Below are 21,946 nucleotides of genomic sequence, written 5' to 3'. Positions count from 1 at the left end.
CCATGCAGAATGGCCTGCATGGTGAACGCAGCCGTAGTCGCCGGACCCGACGCGACCATCGAGGTCCGTGAGATCGAACTGCCCGCCCTTGGCCCTCGTGACGTGCGCGTCAAGGTCGCGGCGGCGGGCGTGTGCCACTCCGACCTTTCGATGATCAACGGCACCTTCTCGCCCCAGTTCCCGCTCGTCCTCGGCCACGAAGCCGCTGGGACCATCGCCGAGGTGGGCTCCGCGGTCACCCGCGTCTCGGTCGGTGACCGTGTCGTCGTGAACTGGGCGCCCGCGTGCAGGCACTGCTGGTTCTGCCTGAACTCCCAACCATGGCTGTGCACGGCCGTCGAAGGCCTGGTCAGCCCCGAACGCGGCGCCGTCCACGTGACGCTGGGTGTCGGCGCCTTCTCCGAAGAGGTCGTCCTCGACGAAAACGGCGTTGTCCCCCTTGCTGACGGCGTTCCACTCGATATCGCCGCGTTGCTTGGGTGTGCCGTAGTGACAGGTATCGGGGCCGTACGGAATACCGCTTCGGTTCGCCCGGGCGAGTCCGTGCTGGTGATGGGGCTTGGCGGCGTCGGCCTGTCCGCGATCATCGGCGCACGGCTCGCTGGCGCGGGACCGATCATTGCCGTGGATATCGTGCCGGACAAGGAAAAGCTCGCCAGGGACGCGGGCGCAACGCACTTCGTTCTCGCGCACGACAAGCTGGCCAAGGAGATTCGCGGATTGACGGGCGGGCGCGGTGTGGACCACGCACTGGAGTGCGTCGGCAACTCGAAGACCATCCGAACCGCTTGGCAGACAACGCGTCGCGGCGGGAAGGTGACGATCGTCGGCGTCGGCAGGCGTGACGACACGGTCAGCTTCAACGCGCTGGAGCTCTACCACTTCGCCCGCTCAATCGGCGTTTCCGTGTACGGCTCCGGCGATCCCGACCGGGACATCCCGTTGCTGGCCACCCAGATCCAGCTCGGCAGGCTCGATCTGGAACCCCTTGTCTCACACCGGATCGGGCTTGACGGCGTCGGCGAAGCGTTCGAGCGGATGAAGTCCGGGACCGGCGCGCGGTCCCTCGTGGTCTTCACACCTTGAGCCACGGCACCAGATAAGTCCGCGCGAAGGCGCGCATCTGACGTTCGTCGCGCGTCGGAATGCTGCCTTCGGGCGTGAGCACCATCGAGTGGATCAGGCGCGCCAGCATCTCGGCGAGCGGCTCGGCGTCGAAGTCGCGGATGTGCCCGGCGCGCTGGTCTTCCTCGATCTTTTCCTTCAGATACGCGCGCGCCAACGCGATCACCGGGCCGCCGTGCAACGTCAAGCCCGGCAACACCGCTTCGGGCTCGCTGGAGAGCACCCTGTTGAGCAGCTTGTGTTCCCGCAGGCCGCTGACGACCGCTACGAATCCTTCGACCATCCGTTCGTCGGCATTGGCCGCTTTGCTGATCTCGACGTCCGCCGCCTCGATGAACCGCCGCACCTCGCGCAACCCGACCGCCGCGACCAAGTCGTCCTTCTGTGGGAACCGCCGATACAGCGTGGCACGGCCGATCCCGGCCCGTCTCGCCACGTCGTCCATGGTCGTGCGGCGCAGCCCGAACTCCTCGTAGGCGTCCAAAGCCGCGTCGAGGATCCGGCGCGTGCTCTCGTCTTGCGGCCCGGCAGGCGCCAGCACTTCGGCGAGGAACATCAGGCGATCCTAGGGCTTGCGGCGCGCTTGGCGACCAGTGCCATCGGATGGTAACGGACTTTGTCCGGCAACAGCGGCATGCCCATCTTCACGGCCGCGGTCAGCGCCCGGAGATTCCTCGCGCCACCTCGAGTCCACTTCAGACCAAGGCGTTCCCGCAACGGCACAGGCAAAGTACCAACAGTCGCGGTCATGATGGCGTCCGACGCGACCGGGCCGACCATTCGCCAGACCGGCTCCGGCCAGCCGGGCGGCCGGTGCGGATGACGATCCCCCAGCGCGGCGAGCACTTTGCGAACCGTCTCGTTGTCCTCAAGGCAGTTCGCGACCATTCCGTCGAAGTACTCGAAGAAGCCGTCGAGCCCGGCGGGCATCTGCCGGGCTTTGAGGCCGAGAACCTCGCCAAGTTCTCGCCATTCTTCGTACAGCCGCTCTTGTTTCGGCCTCGGCAGCGGGGTCGCGAAGGTCGCGTGGGCGTCCAGCGTGCCTTCGAAAAGGGTGGCGTGCACCCACCAATACGCCTCGGGATTCAGCGCGCTGTACCGGTGACCGTGATGGTCTATGCCGGTGAAGTCCTTGTGGAGTTCCCTGAGCCGCTTGGCTTCCGCGACCGTGCGGCCCTGTCCGTACGTCATGATCATCAACGAGTCGACCGTGCGTTGCAGCCGCTGCCAAGGACGTTTCTGAAAATCGGAGTACTGCGCGACGCCAGCGCCGACCGTTGGATGCGCGACCTGCAGCAGCAACGCACGGCCCGAGCCGAGCAGCAGCCGCCAGTCGAGGACGTTGTGCCAAGCCTCCGAGTCCGGTCCGAGCATGACGCACCTCCCTGATACGACGATACGTCTTTTGTCTCACGATCTCAAGCTAACCGATCTTCCTGACTACCGTCCGTGGCGGTAATCTCGGCAGGTCGCACCGGGGACAGGAGGCGCCAATGGCCCGGATACCGTTCATGCCCGTTACCGACTCGATGTTCCTGATCGGGGAATCACGGGAGCACCCGATGCACGTCGGCGGCCTACAGCTGTACGAGCTGCCCGAAGACGCCGGGCCGGACTATCTCAGCAAGATCTACCAGTCGCTCGTGGCCGACGAGCAGAGCGTGCAACCGCTGTTCCGCCGCAGGCCACGGCGCCCGGTCAGCAGCCTCGGCCAGTGGTCGTGGACGACGGACAACCAGCTCGACATGGAGTATCACGTCCGCTTGACGGCGTTGCCGCGTCCGGGGCGCGTGCGTGAACTGCTCGAGCTGACATCCCGGCTGCACGGATCGTTGCTGGACCGGCATCGTCCACTGTGGGAGTTCTCGCTGATCGAAGGCCTTGAGGGCAACAGGTTCGCGACGTACTCGAAGGTGCACCACGCGCTGATGGACGGCGTGTCCTCATTGATCCTCGCGGCGCGCGCCCTGTCGACAGATCCCGATGTCCGGGACATGCCACCGGTCTGGGCAATGCCCCCATTGGACAAACCAGCGAAAACCGACGACGCCAGCGGTGGACCGTTGGAACTGCTGGAAAACCTGCGCGCCGCGACCCAGGACGTCGCAGGCGTGCTGCCCGCGGTGGTGAAGAGCGCCAACACCGCGTTGCGTGAGCAGGCAAGCGTGCTGCCGTTCCAGGCGCCACGATCGATCTTCAACGTGCAGATCACCGGAGCCCGCCGGTTCGCCGCGCAGCGTTGGTCACTTGACCGGATCAAGGCCATCCGTCGTGCGACCGGCGCGACCCTGAACGACGTCGTGCTCGCGATGTGTTCGGGCGCGTTGCGACGGTATCTGCTGGAGCTTGGCGCGTTGCCGGACCGGCCGTTGATCGCGATGGTCCCGGTTTCGTTGCGTGCCAAGCAGAAGAGAAGCGAGGCCAGCGGCAACTCGGTCGGCTCGATCCTGGTGAACCTCGGCACGCACCTCGAGGACGCCGCCGAACGCTTCGCCCAGATCCAGGATTCGGCGCAGATCGCCAAGCGCTCGCTTGCCGAACTCAGCCCGCTGCAGATCTTGGCGTTGTCCGGGCTGATCATGGCGCCGCTCGCGTTCGCGCCGATTCCCGGCTTCGTCCGGATGACGCCGCCGCCGTTCAACCTGATCATCTCGAACGTGCCAGGGCCGCCCCGGCCGCTGTACTGGAATGGCGCGAAGCTGCAGGGCCAGTACCCGCTGTCGATCCCGTATGACGGCCAGGCGCTGAACATCACGATCACCAGTTACGCCGACAGCCTGCAGTTCGGGCTCACCGGATGCCGCCGCAACGTCCCGCACCTGCAGCGTCTCCTCGGCCACCTTGAGGACTCGTTGGCCGAACTCGAAAAAGCCGTCCTGTAGCGCAGCGCGGTTCAGATCTTCACAACGACACGGGTCAGCACGTCGACCAACATCGAGGTATCCGCCGCGACCAGATTTCGGCGCGATGCCTCGATGTTGTTTGCTTTGTTGAGCTCTGACCAGTCGAGGTGCCATCCCGCAGATGCCGACAACTGGCGGAGGAACGCACGCTGCGTCCGGCCATTTCCTTCACGAAACGGGTGTCGCGCATTGATCTCGCCATAGTAGAAAGCCAGCCTTGCGACAAAGCGTTCGCGGGAAAGTCCAGTCAGCCAGTCGTCAGCTTCCAGCCGTGCGAGCACTTCGGACACCTGGTCATCCAGGAACGCGTAGTGCGCGAACCGCGCGCCGTCCTTGCTGATGTCGACAGTCCGGAACTGGCCTGCCCAGTCGAATACGTCCTGGAAAAGGTGCCGGTGAAAAGCCTGCAGGTGCTCGGAGTTGTACTCATCTGGCAGCACCGATCGGGCCAGCTCCACATCCCGGATACTGACGATCCTCACCTCCAGTGGTTGCGATCGGAAGTTCGTTAGGGGTATTCGGCGGATCCAGGGTTTTCGCTGAGTGTGCCGGGCGAAGGGGCCGGTACCGGTGTTGTACCGGCGCCTTTGGCCGGTGCTGCCCAGAGGAAAATCTGGCTAGGAGGCCGCTGAATAATCGGCGTGTCGCCCCAGGATGTGGGTTTGAGCTGGGAGAATCGTTTCATGCAGGGTGTGGAGCGTGGTGATCGGGAGCTGCTGGACGCGGAGGCGCTGGTCGGTCATCTGGTCCCGGCGGGGAGCATGTTCGCGTTCCTGGCCGGGCATCGCCGGAATCTGTTCCCCGATGGAGAGTTCGAGGATCTGTTCCCCTCGGGCAAGGGACGGCCCTCGATCCCGGCGTCGGTGATGGCCTCCATCCTGGTGTTGCAGACCCTGCATGATCTCTCGGATCGGGAGACCGCTGAGGCGGCCCGGTGTGACCTGCGGTGGAAGGTCGCGACCGGGATGGCATTGGACGACAAGGGATTCGACCCCTCGACGCTGGTGTACTGGCGCAAACGACTGGCCACCTCGGGGCGGCCGCATCGGATCAACGACGCGGTGCGCACGGTCGTCGAGGAGACCGGGATCCTGCGTGGCCGCCGCAAGCGGGCGGTGGATTCCACGATCCTGGCCGACGCGGTCGCCACCCAGGACACCATCACCCAGCTGATCTCGGCGATCCGGCGGGTGGATCGGCAGGTGCCCGGCGCGGCGGAGCAGATCGCGAAGGTGTGTACCGGCCATGACTACAGTCGGCCGGACAAGCCGAGGATCGACTGGGACGACCCGGCCGCCAGGGACGCGCTGGTCTCCGCGCTGGTCAACGATGCGAACGCGCTGGTGGCGGCGCTGGCCGATACCGAACTGGAAGGCGACGCGGAGTTCGCGTTGGCGTTGCTGGCGTTGGTCGCCGGTCAGGATGCCGAGCCCGCCGAGGGCAGTGACGGCACTGATGGGCGGTGGCGGATCGCCCGCAAGGTCGCCCCGGACCGGGTGGTGTCCACAGTGGATCCGGATGCGCGGCATACCCGCAAGTCCCCGGAGAACCGGCGGGACGGGTATCGGGCGCACGTGGCGGCCGAGCCCGAGACCGGGATCGTCACCGACGAGAAGGTGACCACGGCCGCCGGCACGGAGAACTCCGACCCCGCTGTGGCCGAGGAGTTCCTCGACGCCGAGGACGGCAAGCGCGCGTGGTACGGCGATTCCGCCTATGGCACAGGGGATCTACGCGGTGGGATCGACGATGCCGGGCATGAGGCGGTGATCAAGCCCAAGCCGCTGCGGGCTCCGGTCGAGGGCGACTTCACCGTGGACGACTTCACCGTGGACGACTTCACCGTGGACGACTTCACCGTGGACGAGCAAGCGGGCACGGTCACCTGCCCCAACGACATCACCCGCCCGATCAGCCGGACCCGGGTCGCCACCTTTGGCGCTCTCTGTCGTGCCTGCTCACTGCGTGCACAGTGCACCACGTCCAAGACCGGCCGTAAAATCGTTCTGCACCCACGAGATGACCTGCTGCGCCAAGCCCGACGCGACTGGGCGGACAAGCCCGAACTGCGCGAGAGCTACAGGACGTTCCGCCCCAACGTGGAACGGGTCATCTCCCAGATCGCCAGCCGCGGTGGCCGACGTCTCAAACTCCGATATCTAGGCACCGGCAAGAACAACGCCTGGCTCAAACGCCGCACCGCAGCCTTGAACCTCCGCAACCTCATCGGTCGCGGCCTGACCCATACGGCGGGCGCTTGGACCCTGGCTACCTGAGGGAAACCACGGCCCAACCCCCAGTCTTGGGGATTGTGAACCTCGTCGAGCAACCGCCCTAGGCTCCCTGAACGCCCAGCATCACCCATGAATCAGCAAGGCCCAGGTCCTCGCCTGCCATCACTCGGTGACAACCAACCCGCAAACCACCCTAATTCAGCGGCCTCCTAGCGGGAAGCTGGGCCGTCGAGACCCCCGACAGACTTCCGATCGTGACCACTAGTTCCTTGAGAGTCGCTGGATCGTCGATACCGAGCTTGTTCTTCAGACAGCGAGTGCCTGCCAGAACGTACGGATCGATCACGAGCGTCGGACTCGATCGATTTCGCGCTGGATCGCTTCGGCGGCTGACACCTCCGAACTGGCGACCGAACGCAGGACATCCTGCCAATCGTCAGCGAACTCAACGCCTTCCATGGCCGCGCTCGCAGCGGCGTGGGCGACCGCCGAATCCACATCGGCGATCTGCCGACCGTAGAAATACTTGAGGCGCTCCTTGATGATCTCCTCAGAGCTCTTCTCATTCGGCCCGGAAAGGCCTCGGGCAATCCGCCACGGCGGCTCGATGTGTGTCAACCGGGACAACGATTCGGCTGACAAATGCGAGTATTTGTCCAATACCCATGAGACAGTTTCACGTTCTGGTTCGGTCAACAGCTTCGCGTCGCCGGAAGGCCAGGACGTGACTGTGTACTTCTTGCTGTGCTTCCTGAAGACCGATGGCACCACTGGGCCTTGCGGCCACGCCTCGATTCGGTCTTCGAACAGCGGCTCGTTGGTACGCACCAGGTGCCACGCCTGGCTGTAGTAGATGAGCTTCTGCAGCTTCATCGACGTCACCGGCCCAGTACGGGTCAGTATCGTCGCGGCCACGTCATCCACTCTCGCTATCGTTTCCACCTCCTTGACCAGCGCGTATCTATCATGATGCGCAATCCGGCCGAGAATCGATGCCGTTGGATCGACGACACGCTACGGCTTCTACCTGCGACTTCAGGCCGTGAGAGGAATAAGCAGCGCCACGCCCCTTGTGGCAACTAGGGCCTGTTTCACAAGTTGATCAAGGTTTGAGATGATCTTGATTCGTGGGGCGTGGTGATCTGACCAACGAGCAGTGGGCGAAGCTGGAACCCTTGCTGCCCAGGGGCAAGAAGCCTGGCAGGCCGCCGAAGCATGCGAAGCGGAAGCTTATTGACGGGATCCGGTTTCGGGTTCGAACCGGTGTGCCGTGGCGGGATCTGCCGGAGCGTTACGGCCCGTGGGAGACGGTGTATGGCTTGTTCCGGCGGTGGCAACGGGATGGCACGTGGAAGAGGATTCTGGTCGCGTTGCAGGCGGACGCGGACGCTGCGGGCCTGATCACCTGGGATGTCAGCGTGGACTCCACGGTGGCTCGTGCGCACCAGCACGCGGCTGGTGCGCGTCAAAAGGGGATCTCCAGAAGGAGTCTCCGGGCGGGGTCGAGGTCGAACCGGCCGATCACGGGCTGGGGCGCTCCCGAGGCGGGTTGACGACCAAGACTCACCTGGCGGTCGAGCAGGGACAAAAGCCCTTATCAATCGTGATCACCGCTGGCCAGCGAGGTGACTCGCCCCAGTTTCAGGTGGTGCTCGACCGTATCCGGGTACCCCGGCGGGATCGCGGTCGGCCGCGCTGCCGCCCGAATCGGGTGCTCGGCGACAAAGCCTACGGGTCCCGCGCCAACCGCGCCTACCTGCGCAGGCGCGGTATCCGCTGCACCATCCCGGACAAGGCCGACCAGGTCCGCAACCGCAAGAACAAGGGCTCACACGGAGGACGACCACCCGCATTCGACAAGGAGATCTACAAGCAACGGCACGCTGTCGAGTGCGGGATCAACCGTCTCAAACGAAACCGAGCCGTCGCCACCAGATACGACAAGCTCGCCGTTCGCTACGAAACCACGGTCACCATCGCAGCGATCAACGAGTGGCTCCCATGACTTTCGAAACAGACCCTAGCTCAGTGCTGGGGATCGCACTGATGACGTGAAGCAAGGGGCATTTTGTGCACAAACGCATACTGAGCCAGGCGGCGGTTCTCGCCGTCCTGGCCGGTGGCGCGGCCGTCTTACCGGCGGCTGCGGCAGAACCGGAACCTGGCAAGACCGTCACCTTGATCACCGGGGACAAGGTGACAGTGACGAGGAAGGGCGGCACCTGGGACGCCCGGATCGAACCGGCCAAGCGGGCAGGCGAATCGGTCAGTTTCGTCAAATCCGTGAGCCCGAACGGTGTCACGGTCATTCCGTCGAGCGTGATGCCGCAGATCCAGTCAGGCAAGCTGGATCGGGCGTTGTTCGACGTGACCAAGCTGATCGAGCTCGGGTACGACGACGCCAACACCTCTGAAATCCCATTGCTCGTGGAGTCTCCACGGGCTCAAACGCTCGGCAGGGTCACGCGGGCGATGCCGGAAGTCCGGATGTCGGCCGTGGCCACACCAAAGGGCACGGACGTTCTCGCGAAGTCCGAAGACAGCAAGATCTGGCTCAACGGCAAGCTTTTTCCTTCGTTGAGCCAGAGTGTCCCGCAGATCGGGGCACCGGCCGCGTGGCAGGCCGGGCACACCGGCAAAGGCACCACGGTCGCCGTCCTTGACACCGGTTACGACGCCGGGCATCCCGATCTCAACGGGATTGTCAAGGGCGAGAAGGACTTCACCAGCGAAGGCACGACGGACGTGATCGGCCACGGCACCCATGTCGCGTCCACTGTGGCCGGTGTGGCCAAGGGGTCGGACCTGGTGATCGGCAAGGTCTGTGCCAAGAGCGGCTGCCGGTTCGACGCGATCCTCGAAGGCATGCAGTGGGCCGCGGACAGTGGCGCGAAGGTCGTCAACATGAGCCTTGGTGGTGGGCCAGGTGATGGGACGGACCCGATTGAGACCGCGCTCAACCGGCTCACAGCAGAGAAGGGCACGTTGTTCGTTGTCGCGTCGGGCAACTACGGGCCAGGGGTAAAAGTGTCGTCGCCCGCCTCCGCGGACGCGGCGTTGGCCGTTGCCAGCGTGAACAAGCAGGACAAGTACAGCGTGTTCAGCCAGCCTGGCCCGCGGCTAGGGGACCACGCGATCAAGCCGGACATCGCGGCGCCCGGCGAGGACATTGTGGCGGCACGCGCCAAGGGAACGCTCGCGGACAAGGCCGTCGACGAACTCCACGCTCGGCTAAGCGGAACCTCCATGGCCACGCCGCATGTCGCTGGTGCTGCGGCGATCCTCGCGTCCCAGCACCCGGATTGGACGGGCCCGCAGATCAAAGCCGCCTTGATGGCCAGCGCGAAACCCATCGAGACCACGATCTACCAGCAGGGCACCGGCCGGGTGGACGTCGCGAAGGCGGTCGCGCAGTCCATTGTGCCCAGTGTAGGCAGCGTGAACCTCGGCTTCATCAAGTGGCCGTACAACCAGCCAGCCGAGAGCAAGCAGATCAGTTACAAGAACATCGGCACGGCACCGGTTTCGCTGAAGCTGACCATGGACGTTCCCGCGTTCAGCCTCAGCGACAACGAGATCACCGTGCCTGCTGGCGGTGAGGCGAGTGTGACGATCACGTTCGACCACACCAAAGCCGCGGTCGATGTGTACGGCGGCAGGCTCATCGCGCGCAGCGGTGACATCGTGGTCCAGACATTGGTCGGTGCGTACAAGGAGCCGGAGAGCTACGACCTCACGGTCAGGTTCATCGACCGCGACGGCAACGAAACGCAAGGCGGAGCTGGAAAGGCGACGTGGGTCCGGCTGGACACCGGTAAAGACGCCTTCGGCGGCATGCTGGACAACAGCACTGTGCGGCTGCCAGCTGGCCGGTACGCCCTGCTCGGATCTGTTGCCACGCCGATACCTGGCCAATATCTGCCGTCCAGCACAGCTGTGGCCGAGCCGACAATCGACCTGCGCAAGGACACAGTTGTCACGTTGGATGCCCGCAAGGGCAAGAAGGTCACCGTGCGGACCGATGAGAAGGACGCCCGGCAAGTCACTGGGCCGTTCGGTTTTTCGGGGGTCGTGGGGATGTCGATCGACACCGGTGGGCGCGGAGTCGGCCATTACAAGGAAGCGACCGCCGATGACTACGCCGTTCCCGTTGCCGGGCACCACCCGCATTTCACGTATTTCGACCGGCTGAAGCTGGAACGCCCCGAAGTCAAGCTCACTGTGGACAAACCGGCGTTCGAGGTCCCGGTGGACTGGGTGCCAACTTCGCCGAAGTTCACCGACAGCCGCACCCTGTCCGCTGTGGACGTTGGCCGGGCGACGCCTGAGGAGATCGCACCCCGTGATCTGACGGGCAAACTGGCTGTGTTCACGACCTCGGGTCTGGAATATGGCGCGAAGGTGGACGCGATAGCGCGAGCCGGTGCGGCTGCAGCGCTGTTCTACTTCGTCGACGGCCCCGTCAAGGTCACGAAGTCCTCGATTCCGGTCGTCATGACGATGCGTCCGGAAGGGTCGAAACTGGCCAAGCTGGGGACGACTTCGGTCACCCTGACTGGTCAGGGGCCTAGCCCGTATCACTACGAGCTCGCGTTCCCCAGCCACGGCAATATTCCCGCCAATGTGGACTATCAGGCACGCGGCCGCGATGTCGCCACCGTGCAGACGACGTATCGCACGAATGGCAAGAGCGACATGGGATATCACACCGCCCAAGCGGTTGATCGAGGAGAGGTGCTCGAGGGCTGGCTGGAGACACATCAGGTTCCGATGCCCTTGCGGCGAACCGAGTACTTCTCACCGATGTCGTGGGTCCTCAGCCTCGGCACGACCGTCCAGCCAGGTCTCCTTGGCGCGCGGACGTTCAAGGCGGGCGAGCAGACCGAAGTGGACTGGAACAAAGCTGTCTTCGGCCCGGCCATCACAGGTCCGCAGGCTGAGCTGGGCCCGTCACCGGCGTTGGTGTCCCGAACCGAGGACACGATCGAGGCCACGCTGCCACTGCTGTCCGACTCGGCTGGACACTCCGGGTTCGCACTGCCTGAGGACACCGGCGACACGGTGTTGTACTCCGGCGGCAAGGAGATCGCTCGCAGCGGGATCCCTGGCCAAGGGACGTTCACTGTGCCCGCAGGCGAGGCGGAATACCGGTTGACGTCCGAGGTATCCAGGAACCATCCGGATTGGCCAACCTCCACAAAGGTCAGTGCGGAGTGGAGTTTCCGGTCTGGACACACGGCTTCAGTGACTCCGCTGCCGTTGCTGGCAATCGGTTTCGATCCCAAACTGGACATGGCCAACCAAGCACCGGCTGGTGCGTTGTTTCCCGTGCCGGTGCGGGTCGACCGGCAGCCAGGCACGCAGGGCAAAGTGGAACTGCGCAAGGTCGAAGCGTCCTATGACGACGGCAAGACCTGGCAACCAGTGCCGTTACTCAACGGCTGGACAATCATCAAGAACCCGGCTTCCGGGTTCGTGTCCTTGCGCGCCAGCGCTGCTGACACTACCGGCAACACCGTCTCCCAGACGATCATACATGCCTATCGCGTGAGGTAAAAGCTCGTGAGTGGTTATCCGTGTTCTAACGCGGATAACCACTCACGAGTCATTTCAATTGGGCGGAGGTTTTGCCGAGCAGGCGGCGGGCCACGATCAGCTGCTGGATCTGCTGGGTTCCTTCGAAGATGTCCAGGATCTTGGCGTCCCGTGCCCACTTCTCCAGCAGGTTGTGCTCCGAATATCCGATGCTGCCGCACAGTTCGACGCACTTGAGGGTGATCTCGGTGGCCACGCGACCAGCCTTCGCTTTGGCCTCAGAGGCTTCAAGCGAGTTCGGCTTGGCGTTGTCGGCCATCCAGGCCGCGCGCAAGGTCAGCAGCTTCGCCGCTTCCCAATCCGCTTCCAGGGCAAGGTACGTGGCGGCTGCGGCGTGCTGGTTGTTGGCCGGCTTGTCGTAGTCGACCTCGATCCCAGCCTCAGCCAGCAGTTTCTCGGTCTCCTCGAGTGCCGCCCACGCCAGTCCGACAGCCATCGCGGCCACGAGCGGGCGGGTGTTGTCGAACGTCTGCATGACGCCAGCGAAACCCTTGTTGATGTTCGGGTCGCCGAGCAAGTTCGCCGCTGGCACACGGCAATCCGTGAACCGGATGACCGCAGTGTCCGAAGCGCGGATGCCGAGCTTGTTCTCCAGGCGGACGACTTCCATGCCCGGAGTGCCCTTCTCCACCACAAAGGACTTGATCGCGGCCCGGCCCAATGACTTGTCCAAAGTGGCCCAGACGACCACGGCGTCCGAGCGTTCGCCCGCGGTGACGAAGATCTTCTCGCCGTTGATGATGTAGTCGTCGCCGTCTTTCACGGCCGTTGACTTGATCGCCGCGGAGTCCGAACCCGTGTCGGGCTCGGTGATCGCCATCGAGGCCCACAGCTTGCCGAACCGCGCCAGCTGTTCCTCGTTGGCCACCGAGGCGATTGCCGCGTTGCCAAGGCCTTGACGTGGCATGGAAAGCAGGAATCCCAGATCGCCCCAGCACAGCTCGATCGTGCCGAGCACAGTGGACATGTTGGCGCCGTTACGGATCCCGGTGCCCTTCTCGGTCCGCCGGACACCAGAAGCGCCACCGCCGCCTTCACCAGAAGCGTTCACGCCGTCAAGCAGAGCCGCGAAAATGTCCAGCTCTTTGGGGTACGTGTGCTCCGCGAGATCGTACTTGCGCGAGTTCGGGCGGAAAATCTCGGTGGCCGCCTGATGCGCCTGGTTCAGCAGCGGCTTGAACTTCTTGGGGATCTCCAGATTGATCACAGCAGCACCGCCCCTTCCATCAGGCCGACGGCCCGCAAGTCGCGATACCACCGTTCCACCGGGTGCTCCTTGACGAACCCATGCCCGCCGAGCAACTGCACGCCGTCGCTTCCGATCGCCATTCCCTTGTCGGTACACAACTTCCGGGCAAGTCCGACTTCACGGGCGTACGACAGGCCTTGTTCGGCACGGGAAGCCGCGCGATAGGTCAGCAGACGCATACCGTCGACCTCGATGCCGATGTCGGCGACCTTGAACGCCACGCCTTGCCTGTGACTCACAGGCTCACCAAAAGCGACCCGGTCGTTCACGTACGGAATCACATAATCCAGCACTGCCTGCGCGGTCCCGACAGCCAAAGCGCACCAGCCGAGCCGGGAAAGCCTTATACAGTCGGCATAATTCTCGCCGGAGCCCAACAGGGCCGCACGCGGAACCGTGACGTTCTCAAGAACCACGCGGCCCATCGCGGCCGCGCGCAATCCCATCGCAGGTTCGGCCTCGATCACCACGTCCGACGATTCGACCAGGAACAGCGCTGGCGATCCGTCCAAAGAGGCCGCGATGACGAACAACTCAGCCTCAGCTGCCCTCGGAACCAGGGATTTCACGCCATCCAGCCGATACCCGTCCGGCGTGCGACGGGCCGTGGTCTGCAAGGCGAACGGGTCGAACAAAGGCCGAGGTTCCAGCACAGCCAAAGCCGCTGCGGGAACGTGCTCGCCGACAAATGCGGGCAGGTAGGTCGCCTGCTGGTCCGCGTCTCCCCAGAGCACCAACGCATTGCTCACGGCCGAAGGCGCCAGACACGCGACCGCCAGGCCCATGTCGCCGTGCGCCAACGCCTCGGCGATCAACACACCGGTCACTGTGGACTGTTCACTGCCCACACCGCCGAGTTCCTCAGGCACACCGAGCGCGGTAATGCCCAGCTCAGCGGACGTGTTCAGGAGGTCATGCGGCGGCTTGCACGCCGTGTCGGCGTCCGCGGCCGCTGGTCGCAGCTGCTCGTCGGCGAACTCGGCGACCGTGTCCCGGATCATCTGCTGGTCTTCGTCCGGGGTGAGGTCGAACAGGCCCCGCTCAGGCGCCGCAGGCAGCCGCGCGGGCTTCCCACCGCCAGTGACGGCCTTGAACGACCGGGTCGCGGCGCCCAGCGTGCGGAATCCGGTCCGGGTCGCATGGAAAACGCCGCGCTCAATGGGCTTGTTCAGGCCGAACCGCCGCACGAGCGGCGCACCCGCGATCCGGTTGAGCACCGCGAGCGCGATCCCCATCGCGTCCCGCTTGTGCCGGTCCACCATGTCACCAACTCCTCGCGTCCTTAGCTACTCTAGAGTAGGTAAGGCTGGAACGCGAGGCCAGAGGCCCGTGACGCGCGACATTGTCCGCAGCGACAGCCTGCGGACAATGTCGTTGTCGAAAAAGATCAACCGATGTCGTTGCCTGCGATATATCCGAAGGTCATCGCCGGGCCGATGGTCGAGCCCGCCCCGGCGTAGCTGCGGCCCATGACCGCCGCGCTGGCGTTCCCGGCCGCGTACAGGCCCGCGATCACCGACCCATCAGCTCGAAGCACCCGAGCTCTGGCATCGGTTTTCATGCCACCCTTGGTCCCCAGATCGCCGGGGACGATCTTGAAGGCGTAGTACGGCGGCAGCCACAGCGAGGCCAAGCTGGACGACGGGAAGACCGCGGGATCTGTGTAGTAGTGGTCGTACGCACTGTCACCGCGCCGGAAGTCCCTGTCCTTGCCAGTCAACGCGAAGCCGTTGAACCGCGTGACCGTGGCCCGCAGGTTCGCCGGTGGCACGCCGATCGCCGTAGCCAGGGACTCAATCGTCGGCGCTTTCACGACGGCGCCCGAGTCGTACCAGGCCTGCGGGAAAGGCAGCACCGGCGCGGTGTCCCGGAACAGGTAGCGGTTGCGGTAGTTCTGGTCGACGATCAGCCAGCCTGGCACGACACCCTTGTCGTACATGACATGCACGACGTCGCCGTAAGGCGCGGCCTCGTTCACAAACCGGTTGCCGTTCGCGTCGACCATCAGGCCGCCGGGCAACGTGCGCTCCGCGAGGCAGAAATACGGCTGGTCAGGCAAGGGAATCGCCGGGCCCCACCAGGCGTCGTCCATCAGGTCGAGCGCGGCGCCCAGCCGTTGACCTGCCCGGATCCCGTCCCCTGTGTTCTCCTTCGCCCCGACCGACCATCGCGCCGGTTGCGGCTGGTACTGGGCGCGCATCGCGGGGTTGTGCTCGAATCCGCCCGAGCCGATGATCACGGCCTTGGTCGCTTTGATCAGCCCTTGTGGCGTCACAACTCCGCGTACGGCGTCGTTTTCCACGTGCAGGTCGATCAATGGTGTGGTCAGCAGCACCGGAACACCTGCCTGGAGCAGACCGGCCCGCAGACCCCCAGCAAGCGCTTGGCCCATGGTCAGCGGCTTCTTCCCGGCCAACGCGGCAGCCGCTCCACGCGCGGCGCATTCGGCCGCCACGGCGAAGCCCTTCGCGTTGACGGCCGCCAACGCCAGCCATTTGTAGTCGGCACTGAAGACGACCAGGCCTGCGGGTATTTGCAGGTATCCGGGGTTCAGCCGGGCCAGTTCGGCGCCGAGAACGTTTCCGTCCAGCATGTCGGGTTCGATCGAGCGGCCGTGGGGCATCCCGCCTGGCAGCTCTGGATAGTAGTCGCTGTAGCCCTCCATCCACCGGAACCGCAGAGGACTGTTGGCCATCACGAAGTCCAGCATGGGCGGACCGTGCTGCAGGAAAGCCTGTTGCCGTGCAAGGGGAACGCTCGCGCCGACCACAGCGGAGAGATAGGACGCGGCTTTCTGCGGTGTGTCAGGCACTCCGGCCGCGAGGATCACGCGGTTGTTCGGCAGCCAGATTCCAGCACCTGACCGGGCCGCGGAACCGCCGAATGTCGGCGCCTTTTCGATCACCACGGTTCGCAAACCGCGTTTGGCGGCCGTGAGCGCAGCGGTCATTCCGGCCGCGCCTGACCCCACAACGACCACGTCATACTCGTCGACCACTGCCGCTGACGCGTGTCCGGGCGCGGCCAGGACTGCGAGCCCGGCGCCGGCAAGAACACTTCGTCGTGTCACTCCGCCCATACGCCGAATGTAGAACGCGTTTCAGTCGATATTCAATCCGTCAAATGGCTCAGCCAAACCATTCAGTGGAACATGTTTCATCGGTTGAGGAACGAGTCGATCACTTTCCACGTGGTTTCGCGCGCGCCGCGGCCGGTGAGCACGCCGAGGTGACCGCCGGGGCAGACCTCGAACCGGACCTCTGGCGAGTTGTCGAGCAAGCGCGTCAACCGCCGTACCGCGGGTTCCGGGGCGATTCCGTCGGTCGCGCCCGCGATCACCAGAACCGGAACTTCGATCTTGGCAAGGGAGATCAACCGGCCTTCGACGTCCACGATACCGTCATGCAGGTCGTTGCCGCGGAAGAATCGGTGGTACAGCTGGCCGAACGTGCGGCCGGGGTACGCGACCATGTTGTCCATGAACCGGTCGACCGCCTCGATCTGGGCGAGGAACTCCTTGTCGTCAAGATGAGTCAGTACGGCAAGGGGTTTGGTGACGTATTTGTCCACTGAGGTCAGTTGGAACGCCCATCGGACGATCTGCCGTGGCGCGCCACCGAGCAAGCGATAGGGCGCGGTCAGCAGCCAGCCGCCGGTCAGCTCGATCAGCGGCCGCGCGGGCGCAACCAACGGGATCGCGGTGAAGTCGATGGGGCTGGCGACCGTGGTGATCGACGCGATCGGCAGCTCGGCCTGGTCAGCGGCGGTGAGCAGGGACAGGATCCCGCCGAGGCACCAAGCCACGATGTGCACCGGCCGTCCGCCCGCGTCCTGGCTGACCGAGCGGATCGCACGGGGCAGCACCTCGTCGATCCAGTGCTCGATTCCCAAGCCACGGTCGGAAAAGCTGACCGTGCCGTAGTCCACAAGGTACGTTGACCGGCCCTGCTCCACGAGGTGCTCGGCCAGACTGCAGCCACGCCGCAGGTCGAAACACAGCGCGGGCGCGGCCAACGGCGGGACCAGCAGGACCGGGTCGCCGGAGCCCTCGCCCGCCATCCGGTAGACCCACCGGTTCGGACCGTGGTCAACCAAGGTGCGCGGGGTGGGCCGCAGGTCCGCGACACCGCCACGGAACACCTTGTCCAACACGTTCGACGCAGCCGCCGGAACATCGATCATAGAAGCATTATCGCAGCTAACGGATGTTTGCCCGACGAATGAGACGAAGCAGACCCTGCATGCTCTTGACGTACCACCCGAACGGGAGCCATCGCGGCGGCGTGGTCAACGGGACACGTTGGACAGACACGTTCTGGGATTCGGTGTACTTGAGTATTCCTTCGGCGCCGTTGCGCCGCCCGATTCCAGAGTCCTTCATCCCGCCCATCGGCGCGTCCGCGCTGCCCAGTCCGACCACGTGCCCGTCGTTGATGTGGACAGTGCCCGCTTTCAGCTGTGCCGCGACCAGTTCGCCGTGCGCGATGGACTTGGTGAAAACGCTGGCGTTCAGGCCATAGGAAGTGGCATTCGCGCGCTCGATGGCCGCGGTGTCATCGGCGACACGGTAGATCGACACAACCGGGCCGAAGGTTTCGTTGTCGTAGCACAGCATTTCCGGCGTGACATCCGTGAGCACGGTCGGCTCATAGAAGAATGGCCCGATTTCCGGTCGCGCCTTTCCTCCAGTGAGGACAGTCGCGCCTTTGGACCGAGCGTCCTCGACGTGCTTGATCACGGTCTCCAGCTGTCGCTGGGAGTTCAGCGATCCCATGTCCGCGCTGTAGTCGTAGCCCGCCGCAAGGTTCATCCTCTTGACCTCGCCCAAGAACCTCGCGACGAAGTCGTCGTACACGCCCGTGTGCACAAACAAGCGCTCGGGCGACATACAGAGCTGGCCGGAGTTGGAGAAGCACGTCTGCACGGCACCGACCGCGGCCTGTCGGGTATTCGCGTCTCCCAATACCAGCAAGGGGTTCTTGCCGCCAAGTTCCAATGAGTACCCGATGAGACGCCGCCCGGCACGTGCCGCGATCTCGCGCCCGGTCCGCGTCGAACCAGTGAATCCAATGTAGTCAGCATTGTCCACAATGGCCGTTCCAACCACTGGACCGTCCCCGATCACCACTTGCAGCAAGCCTTGCGTCAGCCCGGCTTGGTAGAGCAGGTCGACGCCGTACAAAGTGCACAACGCGGTTTGCGTGTCCGGCTTGAGGACCACGCCGTTCCCTGCGATCAACGCGGGAATGATGTCCATGAACGCCAAGGCGAACGGGTAGTTCCACGGCGTGATCGTGCCAACGACCCCCTTGGGCACACGCAGCTCGGTCGTCTTGACAACGCCAGGGAGCATGCCCTGGCGCCGTTGCGGCGCAAGGAGTTTCGGCGCTTTGCGGGCGTAGTAGCCAACAGTCACGAGCGGCGCACATACTTCGAGGAACGCGTCCTTTCGGGACTTGCCAGTTTCTGCCTGCAGGATGTCCAGAATCTCGTCGGTGTGTTCGAGCAGCAGCGCGTGGAACCGTTCGAACACCGGGATCCGGTTGTCGACCGTGACACCTGCCCATACCTGCTGGGCTTTGCGCGCGGCCTCGACGGCCTCGGCGACGTCTTCCGGCGAGGATCGCGGGACCTTGGCCAATGTGCCGCCGGTGAACACGTCCACGGTGCTGAAAGTGTCCGCTGTGGAGGCCGCGACCCGGTCACACAGCTTGGCCACCAACGCGTCGGAGATCATTTCTTCATCCCGTAGGCCTCGTCGGCCGCGGGCGCGCTGGCCGCGGCGCGTGTTTCGTAGTCCACTCGTTTCGCTCGATCGATGTCCATCAGCAGCCGGTCGCCCTTGAGCTTGCGGACCATCCACTCACCCGCGGCACGCGGCAGCAATCGCTCGATCCGGTTGAACGTGCCGACCGATTTGGGCACGAACACCTCGAACTTGGGGTTCTTCAGCGCGTTCACGGTCGCCTCGGCGACATCCTCCGGTGTGGCGGTCTTGACCATACCGTTGTTGTTGAGGCCCGCGGTGAGCTCGGTGGCCACGATCGAAGGCATCACCAAGGTCATCTCGATGCCCGATCCGCGCAGCTCAAGGCGTACCGCCTCGGTCAGCCCGACAACACCGTGCTTGGTCGCGCAATACGTCGCCGCTCCAGGAAACCCAGCCTTCCCGGCCGCGGACGCCACGTTGACGATGTGCCCGGTCGCGCGGGGGCGCATGCGTTTGACGGCCTCCCGGGTGCCGTGGATGACGCCGTGCAAGTTGATCTCCAACTGGTGCATGGTCGAGGCGTCGTCTTCGTCCTCGAATGGGCCCAACGGCATGATCCCGGCATTGTTGATCAGAATGTCGATCGGACCTTGGCGGCTTTCGGCCTGGTCGAGGAACTTGGTGAAACCGGCCGGATCGGTGACGTCCACGTGCAGCGCCATCGCGCCGAGCCTGTTCGCGGTCGCCTCGGCGCATGCCAGGTCAAGATCGCCGATGACGACCTTCGCACCTTCTCTGACCAGCGCCTTCGTCATGGCCGCGCCGATCCCGCGCGCACCACCCGTGACCACTACGACCTTGTCCTGCAGCGAACGTGCCACGCCGCACCTCCGGGACGAGGGACAGTTCAACTAACATACACACTTGCAGGTATTGTTGTCCCATGCCGGCGACAAGAACCTCAAAAACCGGCCGTACGCAGGAAGAACGCAGCGCGGTCATGCGTAGGAGGCTGCTCGACGCGACCATCGACTGCCTCGTCGAGTACGGCTATGCGGGCACGACGACAACCCGGGTCGCCGAACGCGCAGGCGTGACCAGAGGCGCCCAAGTCCACCACTTCCCCACCAAAGCCGACCTGGTCACGGCCGCCGTCCGCGACATCGCCCACCGCCGAGCCGAGCAAGCGTTTGCGCGAATGGACGAGCTGGCGATGTCGACCGACCCGATCGGCGATACGTTGGACCTGCTCTGGGAGATCCACCAAGGCCCGATCTTCGCCGCGAGTACGGAACTGCTGCTGGCCGCCCGGACCGATCCCGTGCTGAGGGCCCTTGTCGCCGAGGTCGAGCCCGAAATCAGCGAAGTCATTGTCGAGTTCGGCCGTCGCCTGTTCGGGCCACAGGCGGACACGACCCAGTTCCGGCATTACGCGTACACGGCCATGGATACCGTTCGCGGGTTGCTTGTTGGTTCGTGGGCGTATCCCGACGACTCGCAGATCCAGGCCCGCTGGCAACGCGCCAAGGCATGCCTGAGGTTGGTGGCCCCGGCAGAACTGTTGGCACGCTAGCGTCTGCCGATGCCCTTACCCGAGCTGATCAAGAACTCGCCGATCGCATTGCCCGCAGGCCGGATCATGCACGGCGACGAAGAGGACCTCCCGGCCTACTGGCTGAAGTGTTTGCCGAATCGTGGCGCGCGAACGATGGGGACGGCGACTGGCCGGGGCTCGCGCCTGCGGCGCAACCGTCGATCGACCCGGACGAGCTCGCTGACGATGTGACCGCGCGGGCTGGCGGCGAGGTGCGGCTTGGCCTCGTGGCGACCCGGCGGGGCGCTGACGCGCTGGCCGCGATGGGCTGGGGCGGCCCGGCCAACTACGTGAACGACGTCGCGAAGGTGTCGGCTGTAGTGCGCAGCTGGGAGGACCGTTTCGGGGCGCGAGTCATCTACCTCGGTGACCACTCGACGCTCATCCTGACTGTTGCAGCGCCACCAACCGACATTGCCACCGCTGAGCTCGTCGCGGCTGAGCATTTCGCGTTCTGCCCGGACAACTACTGGCAAGGCGCGCCAGATGAAACCGTCGCCGGCTATGCCATGAAGCTCCTCAGCGAACGCATCTGGCGGTTCTGGTGGGACTAGGGCTGGCCCTACCCCCGCTTCGGGGGCGCACATGATGGATCGTGCACCGGGTGGGCGACATTCTTGGGGCATGCCAAGCACTCGTCGGAACTTCCTCGCCCTGACAGCAGCCGGGATCGCGTCACTCAGCCTCACAGGCACGGCCGAAGCGGCGCCGAGAATCACTCCGCTGAAGATCAAGACCGGCGTCGGCACCTTCGACGCGGTCGCCGCTGGCCCGCTGCATGGCCGGAAAGTCCTTCTCCTGCACGGCTTTCCTGAGCTTGGCATTGAGTGGGAGCATCAGCTGCTCGCCCTTGCGGCCGCTGGGTACCGGGCTGTGGCGCCGGACCAGCGCGGTTACTCACCCGGCGTACGGCCGCTGGATATCGGGGATTACGGGCTGGATTACGCCGTTGACGATGTGGTCACCATCGCGGACGCGTTGGGCTGGCGCAAGTTCGACCTCGTCGGGCATGACTGGGGTGCGGCGGTCGCGTGGATCGCGGCCGCGAGGTACGCGCATCGCATTCGGACGTTGACCGCGGTCTCCGTACCGCATCTTGGCGCGTTCGCCGAGGCACTGCGGGTTGATCCCGCTCAACAGGAGGCCTCGGTTTACATGGACCGCTTCCGCCGTCCCGCGCCGATCCCGGAGAACGAGCTGCTCGCCAGCGGCAAGCTCACCCTGCCTGGTGTGCCTGACTGCAAGAGCGCGATCTACTACAAGCGGCTCTCGCAGCCGGGTGCTTTGACGGCGATGTTGAACTGGTATCGGGCCAACGACTTCACCGGCTACGAGCAAAAGTCGTCGCTGCCGACGCTGTTCATCGCGAGTACCAAGGACCCGATGGTCGCGCCCTACGGGGTGGAGCGGACACACAATTGGGTGACCGGGCCTTACCGGTTGGAAGTCCTGGAAGGCGTCGGCCACAACGTACCTGAGGAAGTCGCACCGACGGTGTCCGATTTGTTGCTGAGTCACCTCGGGAGGTTCTAGGTT

18 protein-coding genes are annotated in these 21,946 nt (G+C 64.7%); 8 read left to right on the top strand and 10 right to left on the bottom strand.

What is annotated here, in order from left to right; all coding sequences use genetic code 11:
* Positions 1–18 precede the first annotated feature (18 nt).
* Positions 19–1,086 (top strand): Zn-dependent alcohol dehydrogenase, encoded by a 1,068-nt coding sequence (locus LWC34_RS25570; RefSeq protein ID WP_233727684.1) that lies wholly within the window; start codon positions 19–21, stop codon positions 1,084–1,086.
* Here the strand turns inward: LWC34_RS25570 and LWC34_RS25565 are convergent.
* Positions 1,076–1,681, bottom strand: a complete 606-nt coding sequence (locus LWC34_RS25565; protein WP_233727683.1) for a TetR/AcrR family transcriptional regulator — start codon at positions 1,679–1,681, stop codon at positions 1,076–1,078. The two genes, LWC34_RS25570 and LWC34_RS25565, sit on opposite strands and share 11 nt — an antisense overlap.
* Positions 1,681–2,499 carry an oxygenase MpaB family protein gene (locus tag LWC34_RS25560; protein ID WP_233727682.1) on the bottom strand — a complete coding sequence of 273 codons (819 nt, stop codon included), beginning with the start codon at positions 2,497–2,499 and terminating at the stop codon, positions 1,681–1,683. Before LWC34_RS25560 ends, LWC34_RS25565 begins: the two co-directional genes overlap by 1 nt.
* Positions 2,500–2,627: 128 nt before the next feature.
* Between LWC34_RS25560 and LWC34_RS25555 the strand changes: the two genes are divergently transcribed.
* On the top strand, positions 2,628–4,007 hold the full coding sequence (locus tag LWC34_RS25555) for a WS/DGAT/MGAT family O-acyltransferase (protein ID WP_233728882.1): 1,380 nt from the start codon (positions 2,628–2,630) through the stop codon (positions 4,005–4,007).
* A gap of 11 nt (positions 4,008–4,018) precedes the next feature.
* Here the strand turns inward: LWC34_RS25555 and LWC34_RS25550 are convergent, their stop codons facing one another.
* Entirely contained in the window at positions 4,019–4,510 is a 492-nt protein-coding gene (locus LWC34_RS25550; RefSeq protein ID WP_233727681.1) for a Fic/DOC family protein, read from the bottom strand.
* Positions 4,511–4,711: 201 nt separating this feature from the next.
* Between LWC34_RS25550 and LWC34_RS25545 the strand changes: the two genes are divergently transcribed.
* Positions 4,712–6,304: an IS1182 family transposase gene (locus LWC34_RS25545; protein WP_233727680.1), complete on the top strand. Its 1,593-nt coding sequence runs from the start codon at positions 4,712–4,714 to the stop codon at positions 6,302–6,304.
* A gap of 300 nt (positions 6,305–6,604) precedes the next feature.
* On the opposite strand, the gene LWC34_RS25540 is transcribed toward LWC34_RS25545, so the two are convergent.
* The gene (locus LWC34_RS25540; protein WP_233727679.1) at positions 6,605–7,177 is read right to left on the bottom strand and encodes a Panacea domain-containing protein; all 573 of its coding nucleotides are present in this window, start codon (positions 7,175–7,177) and stop codon (positions 6,605–6,607) included.
* A 212-nt stretch (positions 7,178–7,389) separates the two neighbouring features.
* Here LWC34_RS25540 and LWC34_RS25535 point away from each other — a divergent pair.
* Positions 7,390–8,267, top strand: a protein-coding gene (locus tag LWC34_RS25535; protein WP_233723324.1) for an IS5 family transposase whose coding sequence is annotated in 2 segments (ribosomal slippage) — positions 7,390–7,728 and positions 7,731–8,267 — 876 coding nt in all. Because the reading frame shifts where the segments join, the coding sequence is not laid out codon by codon here.
* A 65-nt stretch (positions 8,268–8,332) separates the two neighbouring features.
* On the top strand, positions 8,333–11,818 hold the full coding sequence (locus LWC34_RS25530; protein WP_233727678.1) for a S8 family peptidase: 3,486 nt from the start codon (positions 8,333–8,335) through the stop codon (positions 11,816–11,818).
* A 49-nt stretch (positions 11,819–11,867) separates the two neighbouring features.
* Here LWC34_RS25530 and LWC34_RS25525 read toward each other — a convergent pair whose 3' ends face one another.
* The 6 genes from LWC34_RS25525 to LWC34_RS25500 form a co-directional block, all read right to left on the bottom strand.
* Positions 11,868–13,064 (bottom strand): acyl-CoA dehydrogenase family protein, encoded by a 1,197-nt coding sequence (locus LWC34_RS25525; RefSeq protein ID WP_233727677.1) that lies wholly within the window; start codon positions 13,062–13,064, stop codon positions 11,868–11,870.
* Complete coding sequence (locus LWC34_RS25520) at positions 13,061–14,341, bottom strand: acyl-CoA dehydrogenase family protein (protein ID WP_372496662.1); 1,281 nt, start codon at positions 14,339–14,341, stop codon at positions 13,061–13,063. Before LWC34_RS25520 ends, LWC34_RS25525 begins: the two co-directional genes overlap by 4 nt.
* 152 nt (positions 14,342–14,493) lie before the next feature.
* Positions 14,494–16,185, bottom strand: coding sequence for a 3-oxosteroid 1-dehydrogenase (gene kstD, locus LWC34_RS25515; protein ID WP_284051644.1), 1,692 nt, complete (start codon positions 16,183–16,185; stop codon positions 14,494–14,496).
* A 77-nt stretch (positions 16,186–16,262) separates the two neighbouring features.
* Positions 16,263–17,288, bottom strand: coding sequence for an alpha/beta fold hydrolase (locus LWC34_RS25510; protein WP_233727675.1), 1,026 nt, complete (start codon positions 17,286–17,288; stop codon positions 16,263–16,265).
* A 16-nt stretch (positions 17,289–17,304) separates the two neighbouring features.
* Positions 17,305–18,843: a succinic semialdehyde dehydrogenase gene (locus tag LWC34_RS25505; RefSeq protein WP_233727674.1), complete on the bottom strand. Its 1,539-nt coding sequence runs from the start codon at positions 18,841–18,843 to the stop codon at positions 17,305–17,307.
* Positions 18,840–19,697 (bottom strand): SDR family oxidoreductase, encoded by an 858-nt coding sequence (locus LWC34_RS25500; RefSeq protein ID WP_308200134.1) that lies wholly within the window; start codon positions 19,695–19,697, stop codon positions 18,840–18,842. The genes LWC34_RS25505 and LWC34_RS25500 overlap by 4 nt, the downstream gene beginning before the upstream one ends.
* A 62-nt stretch (positions 19,698–19,759) precedes the next feature.
* On the opposite strand from LWC34_RS25500, the gene LWC34_RS25495 reads away from it, so the two are divergent.
* From LWC34_RS25495 to LWC34_RS25485, 3 genes are all read left to right on the top strand, one after another.
* The gene (locus LWC34_RS25495; RefSeq protein WP_233727673.1) at positions 19,760–20,389 is read left to right on the top strand and encodes a TetR/AcrR family transcriptional regulator; all 630 of its coding nucleotides are present in this window, start codon (positions 19,760–19,762) and stop codon (positions 20,387–20,389) included.
* A gap of 107 nt (positions 20,390–20,496) precedes the next feature.
* On the top strand, positions 20,497–20,964 hold the full coding sequence (locus LWC34_RS25490) for a DUF4253 domain-containing protein (protein ID WP_233727672.1): 468 nt from the start codon (positions 20,497–20,499) through the stop codon (positions 20,962–20,964).
* Between the two features lie 70 nt (positions 20,965–21,034).
* A complete protein-coding gene (locus LWC34_RS25485) occupies positions 21,035–21,943 on the top strand; it encodes an alpha/beta fold hydrolase (protein ID WP_233727671.1) in 909 nt (302 codons plus the stop codon).
* The last annotated feature ends 3 nt before the right edge of the window (positions 21,944–21,946 follow it).

This window comes from Kibdelosporangium philippinense, from assembly GCF_021390435.2.
Taxonomy (GTDB): Bacteria; Actinomycetota; Actinomycetes; order Mycobacteriales; family Pseudonocardiaceae; genus Kibdelosporangium; species Kibdelosporangium philippinense.
The sequence above is the reverse complement of the archived record's forward strand: the minus strand, read 5'-3'. Positions and strand labels throughout refer to the sequence as shown.

Bases quoted from the DNA above. Each gene is read 5' to 3' on its own strand.
- LWC34_RS25570 (WP_233727684.1), top strand. From the start codon at position 19: ATGGTGAACGCAGCCGTAGTCGCCGGACCCGACGCGACCATCGAGGTC.
- LWC34_RS25565 (WP_233727683.1), bottom strand. From the start codon at position 1,681: ATGTTCCTCGCCGAAGTGCTGGCGCCTGCCGGGCCGCAAGACGAGAGC.
- LWC34_RS25560 (WP_233727682.1), bottom strand. From the start codon at position 2,499: ATGCTCGGACCGGACTCGGAGGCTTGGCACAACGTCCTCGACTGGCGG.
- LWC34_RS25545 (WP_233727680.1), top strand. From the start codon at position 4,712: ATGCAGGGTGTGGAGCGTGGTGATCGGGAGCTGCTGGACGCGGAGGCG.
- LWC34_RS25520 (WP_372496662.1), bottom strand. From the start codon at position 14,341: ATGGGGATCGCGCTCGCGGTGCTCAACCGGATCGCGGGTGCGCCGCTC.
- kstD (WP_284051644.1), bottom strand. From the start codon at position 16,185: ATGGGCGGAGTGACACGACGAAGTGTTCTTGCCGGCGCCGGGCTCGCA.
- LWC34_RS25510 (WP_233727675.1), bottom strand. From the start codon at position 17,288: ATGATCGATGTTCCGGCGGCTGCGTCGAACGTGTTGGACAAGGTGTTC.
- LWC34_RS25505 (WP_233727674.1), bottom strand. From the start codon at position 18,843: ATGATCTCCGACGCGTTGGTGGCCAAGCTGTGTGACCGGGTCGCGGCC.
- LWC34_RS25495 (WP_233727673.1), top strand. From the start codon at position 19,760: ATGCCGGCGACAAGAACCTCAAAAACCGGCCGTACGCAGGAAGAACGC.
- LWC34_RS25485 (WP_233727671.1), top strand. From the start codon at position 21,035: ATGCCAAGCACTCGTCGGAACTTCCTCGCCCTGACAGCAGCCGGGATC.